The sequence below is a fragment of the Lysinibacillus sp. NPDC097287 genome, assembly GCF_044761695.1.
GTDB lineage: Bacteria > Bacillota > Bacilli > Bacillales_A > Planococcaceae > Lysinibacillus.
The window spans coordinates 1-12,133 of the sequence record NZ_JBIWCX010000022.1; the positions used below are offsets into that span (position 1 = coordinate 1).

Sequence of the window (12,133 nt, forward strand, 5' to 3'; positions counted from 1 at the left end):
ATCACTTGACGAAGGTCAAAAAGTTGAATTTTCAGTAGAAGATGGTCAACGTGGACCACAAGCTACAAACATCGTAAAACTTTAATTTTTAATGATGTAACCATAAAAGAGGCATCCTTTCATTAGGATGTCTCTTTTTTTTGTGTGTAAGTTTTTCACAAACAATGTGATGTAGATGTTATTTATTTAATTCCACCCTTTTAAAGTAATAAATAATAACGAAAAACAATAATGGTTTATTGTAAAACGATAAAATGTATGATAAATTTATGTTAATAATTAATATGTGAGGTGCTTTTTATGAAACCGGGAACAACACTTTTTTTAAAGATAACTGTTATTCTTATTGGAATTCCAGTTCTTGCTATGTGTATCTTTTTGGTGCCCGAGATAGCGAATTTTGCAGCAGAATTGTATCCAGATAATGCTTATATAAAATATCTCTTTTTAATCGATTTGTATGCAACGGCAATCCCTTTTTACTTTGCGTTGTATCAAGCCTTTAAACTTTTAAGCTACATTGATAAGAATAAAGCTTTCTCGGAATTATCCGTTAGTTCTCTGAAAAAAATAAAATACTGTGCATTCAGTATCAGTATCTTGTATGTGGTAGGCATGCCGCTCTTTTATCTCATAGCGGAGAGGGATGACGCGCCAGGTATCATTATAATCGGAATGGTCATGATTTTTGCTTCATTTGTGATTGCGGTCTTTGCTGCTGTTCTTCAAAAACTGTTAAAAGAAGCGATTGATATAAAATCAGAAAATGACTTAACGATTTGAGGTGGATGACATGGCGATAATCATCAATATTGATGTGATGTTGGCTAAAAGGAAAATGAGTGTTACAGAATTAACGGAGAAGGTTGGCATAACAATGGCTAACATTTCTATATTGAAAAATGGAAAGGCAAAAGCAATTAGGCTTTCAACTTTAGAGGCAATTTGTAAAGCATTAGAATGCCAACCGGGAGATATTTTAGAGTACAAAGTTGAAGAAGGTACTGAAAATAGTAACAATGAATAGGTGACGTTTTTTTATTTGGCTAAAAGGAACTGTAACATGATGTAACACAAAATTTTAAAATGTGGATTTATTAAGACCGAGTTGCCTTTTCAACAGTAGCAGTTATTGTGCTAACGGGGGAGTTCCCTAAATTAGCAGGGCCCGCACTGTCCATAAATAAACATACCCATCAAGTAAAAGGCCTAGGATAAAATTAATCCTAGGCTTTTTCGCTACGCCCAGCATGGATGTAATCTATAGGGTGCAATAGTTAGTGGCTAGCTAAGTAGAAGGGTATCCGTGTTGACAAGGAATCTGAAGGAAACCGGTGGCAAATTTCCGCTCAGAGGAAAATGAGCTTCATGGAAGAATAGGTATGGTTAGATGAGTGTGTCATATAACATAAAGTCCTTTCTGTCGAAGGTCATATCAAGTAAATGAAGGAGATAACCCAAGATAACATCCATTGTAATTTTTTATAGTGAAATATGATTGTCTGTTGGAATCAGTTTCATTTACTTCTTTGAGCTTCAATCACTTTAAGATTTCATTAAGGATTCTATCATGTTGTTTATTTTAAATATTACCGAATATCTTAAAACACAAATAAAAGAAAATACCCCAAGATTTTTCATCATCTTGGGGACAATCCTTCACTTTTTTGAAAATATGGATTTAAAAGAGTGCCTCTACTACACTATCTCCCATCGAAATTTTAGTTCTTCTACTAAGTTCATTTTTCAGTCTAGGGGGATATATTTCTTATTTTATTTCAAGTGTATATGGTTGTGTACTAGCTTTGCCGTATAATTCACTTACTTCAATATAGTATGTTCCTTTGTCCAATTCGACTGTACCGATTTCAACGTCGTCAGCCCCGTACAAATCTAATGTTTCGACTGTTTTTCCTTTTGCATCAATAATACGGATGACGCCATCTAGTTCTTTTTCTGTTTGCAGAGAGAAGTACACATCGCGTTTGCGGTCATTGTTAAATACAAAATAGTCCTTGTCACCAAATGGAATACCTGTATTTAGATATTGAGTGGCTACCCATGTATCGTCTTTTTTTGTGAGTTTAGATGGTTTTGTTGGTATACCATTGACTAACTTGGAATCTGCATCTTCATCTACTCTTGTATGATCAAACATGGTTAAACTATATGGTTGCATCGATACTTGCTCAGGATTGACTCCGTTAATAAGAATAAAATATCCGTAACCATTTCTCGCTTTAAAAGAAGTGTTTACATCTGTTGTCCCAAAAATACCAAATAATTGTTCAATTAGGCTCTCACCTTGTCCAAATGGAACTTCTGTTGCCATTTCTTTTGGATCAATTTGCATATTACCATTTGTGTCTTCAATGATGGAGCCATAAAATTTTAAGTCATTTTGAAGTTCTTTAGGTAATTGATTTAGCTGTTCAGTTGTATAGGGTACAGAAGAAACAAGAAGACTCAAGACTTCATCTTTGCCTCGTTGTTTATAATAATAGTGATCAGTATCATCTTGATAAATGAGATGATTATTATATGTGGTACCAGGTTGAATAGTTAGAGCTTCCATTGGAGTATTAATATCGCTATTATTGTCTATTGGAATATCAGCCATTTTACTTGTTTTAAGTGTATATGGCTCTGAAGAACGGTCACCATAATTGACTACTTTTACAACATAGGTTTTGTCCTTTTTCAATGCAATTGTCTTTGCATCGTTTTCATCACTTGTTGATCCAAGCAGTAGAGCGATTAACCCCAATTCATTAGTTAATGAAGAAATCGGTAATAATTCTTTTGTTTCCTCATCGTATTCAAAAATAGTGCCAGATGGTGTTTGGTTCATGCCTTTTTTTAGATGGAAACCATATACGGCATCTTCTTGTGCTTTAAATGAGAAGTAATCTTCATCATATTCTGTTTGGAAGTATGCTTTTTGATCTTTCTCTATCTCAAAACTAATCGCATGTTCCATGATTAAATCTACTTCTTCCGGACTTCCCATAGCATCTGGGCTCAGTAACATATCCATCAAATCATTCGTTTTATGATGTTCTTTTGTTTTAGATTGATCGATAGATGATGAATCCATTTGTACGTCGTATTCTAGTATTTCTTCATTTAATGGCAGCCCGTCTTCATCTTCAGGGAGGGTAATGACTCCTCCTTTTAATGTATAAGGAATGATTGATTCACTTATACTTTCTTCAATTTCAATGCCCCCGCTAATGAACATATCAAGTAGGGAATCGCTATCATTTTCATTGGATACGCTTAGTACGTACTCTTGATCAGGAATAGCATCGATAATTAGACTTGCTCCGTCGCCTTTATCTGTGCCGTAGGATGCTTGCATTGGATAAGGCTCATACAATTCCTCATCATCAACTTCTTCTGTCGGTACAGTATTTAAATCTTCCTTTAGATAAAGCTCCATAGATGCTGTAACACCTGGTATACCGGATAAATCAAATTTCAGCGTTGTTGGTTCTTTTACTGAAAATGTGAAATAATCTTGGTCTCTTTGTTGATCTTTAGAAAGTAGGGTATAGTTTTTTCCTTCTGTACTAAATGGGAACTGTTGGATAGTATCCGCTTTGTCCATATCTAATGAATCAATTGGTAATTCTATAGTTGTTTGAGCTGTGAAGATGTAGTTAGACTCGCCTTTAATGTTATAGCTACCATTATGATCTTTTACACCAACTAGAAGGGTTCCTTTTTGGTCTGCTTTATATAGATAACCTTCTTGCTTTCCTACGCGGACATCATTGACGTTGATTGGTTCAACTTCGCCTTTGTTTTCTGTAGGGTAGAAGTACAAATCAAATGCATAATCGTATTTATTTGCCCCTTTTAAGGTAAGTTGAGCATATTCATTTGATTCTAGATCAACCTTGTACCATTTTTTCTCGTCTGGCTGCTTGAATTTCCCTTCTTCTGTATTCAATATATTTTTTTCGAGGACTTTGGCGTTTTTCATACGCTCTTCGTTTGTCTCTAAATACTGTTCAGGTAGATTCTTTAAATCAAACTGTAATGCTTTCACAGGATTGACAAGCCCATGTCCATATGTGAGATCATAGCCCCTCTCACCTAAATCCTTTGAGGTCATTTCGAGAATAGCTTTTATTTCATGAGGCTTTAAATTTGGATATTTTGATTTTAGTAGGGACGCCACGCCTGCAACAATGGGAGATGCCATTGATGTCCCGCTCTCTTTTACAAAGGATGATCCTTTATTTACATCAAGAACAGTACTGTATACATCTTCACCTGGAGCTACCAAGTTAACCGATGGACCATAGTTTGAATAGCTTGAGAGTTTGTTTTTATCATTCGTAGAACCTACGCTAATGACACCTTCGAAAGAAGCGGGGAAGGAGTAATCATCTGTCGATTCATTTCCCGCTGCTGCTACAATGGTAATTCCTTGATCAATCGCTTTCTTAACAGCTTCCTGCATTAGTGGAGATTCTCCATAGCCACCAAGACTCATGTTAATAACATCAGCGCCTTGCTCAATGGCGTAAAGTATTCCTTGTGCAATGACGAAATCGTAGGCTCCTTCTTTTCCATTGAATACGTCAATTGGAAGAATCGTGGCTTTTGGATTAATCCCATGTCCTCCTACAGCATTATCTTTTGCCGCTCCTATAATTCCTGCTACATGTGTTCCATGGTAACCAGGATAAGAACTATTTGCAGGTGCCACTGCATTATAAGGTGGAAGCACTTGAGATTTTAAATCTGGATGTTTAAAATCCACTCCAGTATCGATAATTGCTACTTTTACTTCATAATCACCTGCTAATTCTAAGGCTTTATCAATTTGAAGCAAGTCTAGATGATACATATCCTTTTTTTTAGGATCCACTTCTTTGTTAAAGGAATGATACACATAGCTTGGGGATACACTTTTAACCCCTTTTTGCTGTGTATAATATGAAACTGCTTTTTCTAAAGTTATTCCCTTGTTAAGTTGGATAACATCGTAACCTAATGAAGGGATAGATCGGATCACTTTTGAGCCGATTTTTTTATGTGCATTCTTTGCAAGACCTGAATGCTTGACGATAATTGTATCCTTACTAATCCATTCTTTTTGATTTTCGAACTGCTTGAACGATTGTTCCTTACTGCTAACTAGAGTACTCTTCGCTGTTTTTGGTGGTTCCTCTGCAAAGGTAGAAGCAGCAGGAATCATTAGTGCAGCAGATGCTACTACAGCGATTGATTTCTTAATCCAGTCCTTCAATTGTTTTCTCTCCTTCAGTGATTTAATTTAAGTCACATCTATACTATTACGAATGAACGATAGAAAAGTTTCGCATATAAGGAAATTGCTACAATAATTTACATATATGATTCTTTCTACTTTATTTATGATGAAAAGTTGCAACAGCATACTAACATTAGTAGCAGGAATGGAAGGTCGAACACTCCATTGGGACCAATAAAGAGTTCATATCTAAATCAGACCGAATTCATATCCTTGATGCAATAGGAGTATTAGAACGTAGAGCCTATTCAATTGTCGTATCAATCCATGCAGACCTCGGAATTACCTTAGGGGACATGGTGATTTTAGACCAAATGAACTGATGACGCGTGCCGCAGCCTTCTTATACAGAGCGCATAATTTGTAGTATTAGAATATATGCCTTCACCTTCTATTAAAAAATCCACTTTTCCCTAGATAGAAAAGTGGATTTACATTTTTGTTCTTTAAGGTTAATGCCAGCTGGATTAGATATTAATTCTGCTAGCAAGTTATAGTTGTATAAAAATAGGTGAGGTTCTATGCGTTTTTTCGCTGATATGTAGAAAACACTACTCCTCCTACAATAAATAACGAACCTAATATCTCTACGCCAGTAATCGGTTTATATAATAGTAGTAAACCTGTAATCATTGCTACGAATGGCTCCAAGTTGGAGAGTATAGACGCTTTGGAAGCATCGACATGTCGAATGTTATTATTCCATATGAGTGTGGCAATCCCGTGTACAACGACTGCAGTTCCGATTAATAAAGACCAATCAGAAATATCAGCGCTTACTCGAATCGGCTTGTCAAATAAAAATACAAATGGAATCGCTACAACTAAACCAACAATATTCGAATATAACGTAATGGTAATGGGATCTACCCGTGCCGATAACACCCTTGTTATAATAATCATAATTGCGAATGTAACCATCGTCACTACAATCCATAGCAGACCTTTGTCAATATGCAATGTGGATGAGTTTCCTTTAGTTACAACAAAATAAATACCCGTGATGGCTATGATAGATCCCATCAACATACGAATAGTTAATTTTTCTTTTAAAAATGCAGCGGCTAAAAAGCCAGTTAGAATAGGTGTGGTCGCCAAAACCAATGCTGATGTGGTTGGGTCGGCTGTTTGTAATCCAACGAAAAAAGACCATTGGTTAATAAAAACACCGACAACACCTAAAAATAAAAGCGCAAGAAAATCTGATTTACTCACACGTTTAAAACCCTTTTTTAAAAAAGCGAAACCGACTAAAAATAAGACAATAAAAGTAAGTCTTAATAGCGTTAGCATAGCAGGGGAGAAGTGCTGAACCAACATTTTACCAAATACAAAATTACTTCCCCATACAATTACACATAAAGTAAGCCACGAATAAACTTTTAACAAATAAATCATCACCGTTCTTATATTGAAATACTATTATCTCATTATAAGTGTAGCAGCTTCTTTCGTACATATTTTTGTAGGAGCAATTTAATCCCCTAAAGGTGGTTGTACCTCACGATTACTATTCGACTTATATAGAAGTAGTGTGGAGTGTGAAATTCTAATTTGTAATAGGCATACTAAAAATCCCACACCACTTTTATGGGTGCGGGATTATATCGCTATTTCTTATACCTCTTCCTGGAAATAAATTTTATAAAACTTCCGATTCGTTGCTTCATCGTAGCCAACCTCAATCAGTTCATCCACTTGCTCGATATTCTGTACGTTCACTTGAATCTCAATGTTGGAGTCGAGTTTAATTTTTCGTTTATAACTTTTTTCTACCTTTGCTATCGCGCTTTCGGAAATAACTGTTTCGTAGGGTTTTACTGAATTTACGATAAGATCTTTTTGTGCTGGCTCTGTCTTTTCAAATACCGTTTCAATATAATCATTTACTTGAAACTCTTCTTCATTTTTAAAATAATCGAGCGTTTTGTTTAAAAGCCCTAATTTCTCGGTATTCGTAAAACTCTCTTCTTTTAAAATATATTTTTTACACTCTGTTAATGCTAGATTCGTTTTATGATAATGTTCATCTGCTACCTTAACCTTTAAAAAGCGTTCTTGCCAGTAGACGACATCTTCTTTCTTTTTCGTTTTCATAAAGACAGCCGGTGCTTCGTCTGCCCCCATATCCACGATTACGGCCATATTATTGATTTTCTTAACATTAATACCGTCGATGCCACTTACAGTCATTTTATTTTGTTCGTTTTTTATATCTAAAAACATTTCTTTTTCATCAATTTTTACAATGGCAATTACCTTTTTTGCCTCTGTAGACATTAAACAATTTTCGAAGTATCCAATAAACAATTCACCACTTTTAATATTAGGATGCCTAGATGAACTTTGTAAGTGAGTGGCGATATGCTTCGATTGTTCAAGGAAATTATTCTCATTATCGAAAATAGACTTCACATACGTATGCACTTCATTTAATCCAATATCCGTTTCGTGAAAAAATTCATATTGTTGGTCAAAGTCGAGTTTGTTAAACGCTAATTGTGTAAAGGCTGCTTCAAGCATGACCTCTGGACGCGTGAATGCCTCTTCTCCAAAAACAAGCGTGTCGCTTACATAGTGTACGACATACTGTGCTAATATACTGTCACTTACTTCTAGCATGGTCTTCACCTTCTAATCATTAGTTGTAGATAATCTACCATATCATACTCAGCACACAATTTTCATGTGTTTTACATAGAGTTATGATTATTTTTTGGTGAAAGAGAGAAGGTGGTTTCTTTTTAATCGTGTGGCGTTCCACGAAAATTAAGGAACGCTTTTTTTATTATTGTAGCCCCAACTCATTTTTAACTAACCATTTAAACCATCTTCCATGACCATCCGTTTCAGCAATAGTTTGTGTATGTTCCAATCCGTTAATATAATAATCGAGGTGTAAATATTTATCCTGAATATTATTGTAAATATGAAAAACATCCTTATTTTTCCCGATGGATTCAATAATATCTAACAGCGATTTTCTTGTCTCGATTGGCATTTGGTTGGCTACGTGAGTATGATATATACAAATTGTTTGATCCATGGCGATTTTATCAACGAAAGTATTTAATAGAGCAACGCCATCTCCTTCAACGAATTGAATAGAAGCATCTATAACATAGTTAGCAGCTTGTTCAAGTAATATCAGTCTTTCTTTGTGTTCAGGCCAAATCAGTGCCTTTAGCCAAAGCAGTTCTTCCTCGTTCGTTAAATCTACGATATTTAAATCAATACCTATTCTTGTTGAAACGGGTGGAGAGGTTGGTTTTAGGAATGGTAATTCATCTCCGATACATACTGTTGAAATTTGTAGTGTTGAATCTAGATTTCCAACTAAATCTTTATTGTTAATTGTATAAGAATATTTATCCCATAATAGTTGTAACCCTGCACTTGTTCCAATTTCAATAAGTGCTAGTGGTTTCTTTGTTTTTTCATATATAAAACTAAAGACGGGGTAGAGGTATGCACACCTACGAACCTCATTTGTCTGGACAAGTTTTGTTTGTAAAATTTGAATGATTTCCTTTATGTTGAGTAGACAAAAATCCTTGAAATATTCATATGATTCACTAGGAGGTTTAGGGTTACTTACTAAACTAGGGTAGAATTCCTTTAATATGTGTTCACTCCCTTTGAGTAAAAGGAAATGAACTGCACCAAAAAGTAAATTTGGAACAGGTTGTCCTTTACGTGCATTGGTGCATAAATCTAGTAGTTCATTATCCTTTGAGATTTCTAGAGCAAAGTGTTCGTACAATACGCTAGAACCTTTACATTCGTTTTCTGCGAAATTAGTAAATGTAGTAGATAACGTTTCCCTAATTAACATATAACCCCTCCTAGAAATTGATTGATCTTCACAATTACATTCGATAATCCGCCTAAATTCCCTTCTTCGAGTAAAATGATTGTTTCAAATGGCGATATAAAAGTAACGAACTATATCTACTTTAATTGCATGGTATGTAGACTTTTTTTAATATTCAGATGGAATTTAATACTTCTGTAGCAGTGATTTTAAAGATATTAAATACAACTAACGTTACTTTAATTCGTAAGCTCAACATATAGACTATTAAACTTCTGTGTGAAAAATAAAATTGAGGATAAATGATAATGTAATAATCAATTTTGAAAAGGGGAGTGATTGTAGTTGAAGAAAGCTTTAGTTCTACCATTATTGACAATTCTTTTAATAGTAGGGTGTTCTCAAAACCAGCAACAAAAAAATGAAATTCTTAAAGATACCACAGCATCCAATAAGGAACTCGTAGCCATCGCGGACAATCTAGAAATACCATGGTCGATTGAGAAGTTAGGAGACACTTTCTATTTATCGGAAAGATCAGGAAACATCGTGAAGATAGAAAATGGAGCAATAGATAGACAAGGTGTAGAGCTCAAAAAAGAACTTGCAACTGCTTCGGAGGCAGGGTTATTAGGGTTTGTAATTGCTCCAGATTTCCCAGAATCGAAACTTGCTTATGCTTATTATACCTACGAGGACAGTTCCGGACAATTTAACCGTATTGTAACACTGCGACATGAAGATAATCTTTGGAAGGAAGATAGCTTGGTCCTTGATAAAATCCCTAGTGGTAGCTACCATCAAGGTGGAAGGCTTAAAATTGGTCCTGATGGCAAACTTTATGCAACAGCAGGTGATGCGAGTCAACCATCAATCGCACAGGACCCAAAATCATTAGGCGGGAAAATTTTCAGAATGAATTTAGATGGATCAATACCAAGTGATAATCCATTTCCCGACTCTGATGTGTATAGTTATGGTCATCGCAATCCTCAAGGAATTACCTGGTCGACTGACGGCACACTCTATGCTAGTGAGCACGGTAATTCAGCCTATGATGAGATAAACAAAATAAAAGCGGGTAAAAATTATGGTTGGCCATTTATCGAAGGACTTGAAGAACAAGAGGGGATGGTTACGCCTCTATTTACATCTGGAAGCAATGCAACTTGGGCTCCTTCAGGAATGGGTTATTATAATGGTAAATTGTACGTCGCGGCGTTAAGAGGAACTGCAGTTTTAGAGTTTGACCTCGCTAAAGGTGAACAAAGAGAAATAATTACGGGACTTGGCAGAATTCGAGATATCTTAGTAGAGGATGATTTCCTTTATTTTATTAGCAATAATACTGATGGACGTGGTAATCCAGAGGAGAATGACGACAAGTTATATAGAGTTTCACTTTTAGATTTGGATTAATATATCTACGAATCTTGCTAAAAGTCAATTTTCCAACAATACTATCAAATTAGTTTTACTTATCTAAAAATAGTGTAAAATTTAATATGATTGAATAAACTTCTAGGAGGAATATGATAATGACTAAATATAACAAAATCGCAGTAGCAATTGATTTTTCTGAACAGTCTTTGAAGGCGTTTAATCGTGCAGTAAATGTAGCGAAAGAGAGTGGAGCTACTTTGCAATTAGTCAATGTTGTTGACACAAAGTCATTTGGATCTGTTCCGGCATATGATTTAAAATATGCGGAGAAACTTAAAGAAGAAAACCTGATTCAAATAGAAAAGTTGAAAAATGAAGCGGTAGCAGCAGGTGTAGCGAATGTAGAAGCTGTTGTAGAAATGGGTTCTCCTAAGGTAATTCTGACAGGGCTTCCTGATGTCGAGTTAATCGTGTGTGGTGCAACAGGTGTCAATCAATTTGAGAAAATGGTGATTGGTTCAGTAGCAGAGCGCATCGTTCGCCTAGCTAAGTGTGAAGTGTTACTAGTTCGTTAATAAACATTGTGACAAATAGAAGAATTAGATAAAAGTGAAACGCTTTAAATCCTTTAATAATAGGGGGTTAAGGCGTTTTTTTTTGTGGAGAATACGACGACATTGAATGTCTTTCCTTTGCATAATTGAATGGCGTAATTAAGTCGATGAAATCTTGACGTAGTTACGCCAGCTAAAGAAGAATTTAACTATTAATCGCATTAACGATCCCTTACCCAACTGAGGCCCGTTGTGCCTTCTCCCGTATGGACGCTTATACTAGCGCTCAAAGGAAAGATTATAAACTGAATGGAAGGGAATTCGGCTTGGAGTTCTGCTTTCCAATGCCCGGCATCTCGATCATTGTTGCTATGGACAATTGCCACTTCCGTAATCGTGGATTGATTTAATTCTTTACGAAGTAATTCGGTTACATATTCTTTGGCGCGTTTATAGGTGCGTACTTTATCCTTTAATACAACACGCCCATTTTGAAAGGATACGATTACCTTTAATTTTAGTAAATTACCAAGTAAAGCGACAATTCCGGGTACACGTCCACCCTTATAGAGTTGCGTTAAGTTTGCTGGAATACCGGATAACTCTACACGTTTCGTCATCCCCTCGAGAACTTGTGAAATGTCTTGCGCTTTAACTCCTTGTGTTTCGAGAGCCTGCCCCGTTTCGATCATTTTTTGCATCGGATAGGAGATGATTTTTGAATCAATCGCATAAATGGGAAAGTCCGCTTGTTTTGCAGCAGCTATAGAGCTTTCATACGTTCCGGACAATAGACTTGTTGGATGAACGGCAATGGCACAAGAATACCCTCTCGCTTTTAATTGTTTATAAAGATCCACCATATCCCCCAAAAGGGGCTGAGAGGTTGTCGGAAGGACTTTTGCATTTCGCATCTTTTCGTAAAATTCAGCCTGTGTTAGTTCTACCTTTTCTCTAAAAGCACCTTCTTCAAATATCACACTAATTGAAAATACATGTATGTTCCATTTTTCGATAAATGAGTCACTTAAATATGCCGACGTATCTGTTACCCATGCAATTTTTTCTATCATATACAATGCACCTCTTTCTAAT

The 12,133-nt window shown here is 35.7% G+C and carries 10 protein-coding genes; 5 read left to right on the top strand and 5 right to left on the bottom strand.

The genetic code is table 11. The features are described 5' to 3' along the window. The 3 genes from ACIQ2D_RS20425 to ACIQ2D_RS20435 all read left to right on the top strand — a co-directional run. Positions 1-85: cold-shock protein (locus ACIQ2D_RS20425; protein WP_402867181.1), on the top strand; the 85-nt coding region annotated here is incomplete at its 5' end. A 215-nt stretch (positions 86-300) separates the two neighbouring features. Next, entirely contained in the window at positions 301-783 is a 483-nt protein-coding gene (locus ACIQ2D_RS20430; RefSeq protein ID WP_402867143.1) for a DUF2975 domain-containing protein, read from the top strand. A 10-nt stretch (positions 784-793) separates the two neighbouring features. Continuing rightward, positions 794-1,027, top strand: coding sequence for a helix-turn-helix domain-containing protein (locus tag ACIQ2D_RS20435; protein ID WP_402867144.1), 234 nt, complete (start codon positions 794-796; stop codon positions 1,025-1,027). A gap of 741 nt (positions 1,028-1,768) precedes the next feature. On the opposite strand, the gene ACIQ2D_RS20440 is transcribed toward ACIQ2D_RS20435, so the two are convergent. The 4 genes from ACIQ2D_RS20440 to ACIQ2D_RS20455 form a co-directional block, all read right to left on the bottom strand. Beyond that, positions 1,769-5,263 (bottom strand): S8 family peptidase, encoded by a 3,495-nt coding sequence (locus tag ACIQ2D_RS20440; RefSeq protein WP_402867145.1) that lies wholly within the window; start codon positions 5,261-5,263, stop codon positions 1,769-1,771. 543 nt (positions 5,264-5,806) lie between these two features. After that, positions 5,807-6,676 carry a DMT family transporter gene (locus ACIQ2D_RS20445; RefSeq protein ID WP_402867146.1) on the bottom strand — a complete coding sequence of 290 codons (870 nt, stop codon included), beginning with the start codon at positions 6,674-6,676 and terminating at the stop codon, positions 5,807-5,809. A 228-nt stretch (positions 6,677-6,904) separates the two neighbouring features. After that, positions 6,905-7,909 (bottom strand): nucleoid-associated protein, encoded by a 1,005-nt coding sequence (locus ACIQ2D_RS20450; protein WP_402867147.1) that lies wholly within the window; start codon positions 7,907-7,909, stop codon positions 6,905-6,907. A 166-nt stretch (positions 7,910-8,075) separates the two neighbouring features. Further along, complete coding sequence (locus tag ACIQ2D_RS20455; protein ID WP_402867148.1) at positions 8,076-9,122, bottom strand: DUF2332 domain-containing protein; 1,047 nt, start codon at positions 9,120-9,122, stop codon at positions 8,076-8,078. Between the two features lie 324 nt (positions 9,123-9,446). Between ACIQ2D_RS20455 and ACIQ2D_RS20460 the strand changes: the two genes are divergently transcribed. Beyond that, positions 9,447-10,520, top strand: a complete 1,074-nt coding sequence (locus ACIQ2D_RS20460; protein WP_402867149.1) for a PQQ-dependent sugar dehydrogenase — start codon at positions 9,447-9,449, stop codon at positions 10,518-10,520. 119 nt (positions 10,521-10,639) lie between these two features. Beyond that, a complete protein-coding gene (locus tag ACIQ2D_RS20465) occupies positions 10,640-11,059 on the top strand; it encodes a universal stress protein (protein WP_402867150.1) in 420 nt (139 codons plus the stop codon). A 200-nt stretch (positions 11,060-11,259) separates the two neighbouring features. Here the strand turns inward: ACIQ2D_RS20465 and ACIQ2D_RS20470 are convergent, their stop codons facing one another. Then, on the bottom strand, positions 11,260-12,111 hold the full coding sequence (locus ACIQ2D_RS20470; RefSeq protein WP_402867151.1) for a DegV family protein: 852 nt from the start codon (positions 12,109-12,111) through the stop codon (positions 11,260-11,262). Between the last annotated feature and the right edge of the window lie 22 nt (positions 12,112-12,133).

What these genes read in the sequence shown, in the direction of transcription:
- ACIQ2D_RS20430 (WP_402867143.1), top strand. Translation starts at nt 301, where the DNA reads ATGAAACCGGGAACAACACTTTTTTTAAAGATAACTGTTATTCTTATT.
- ACIQ2D_RS20435 (WP_402867144.1), top strand. Translation starts at nt 794, where the DNA reads ATGGCGATAATCATCAATATTGATGTGATGTTGGCTAAAAGGAAAATG.
- ACIQ2D_RS20450 (WP_402867147.1), bottom strand. Translation starts at nt 7,909, where the DNA reads ATGCTAGAAGTAAGTGACAGTATATTAGCACAGTATGTCGTACACTAT.
- ACIQ2D_RS20455 (WP_402867148.1), bottom strand. Translation starts at nt 9,122, where the DNA reads ATGTTAATTAGGGAAACGTTATCTACTACATTTACTAATTTCGCAGAA.
- ACIQ2D_RS20465 (WP_402867150.1), top strand. Translation starts at nt 10,640, where the DNA reads ATGACTAAATATAACAAAATCGCAGTAGCAATTGATTTTTCTGAACAG.
- ACIQ2D_RS20470 (WP_402867151.1), bottom strand. Translation starts at nt 12,111, where the DNA reads ATGATAGAAAAAATTGCATGGGTAACAGATACGTCGGCATATTTAAGT.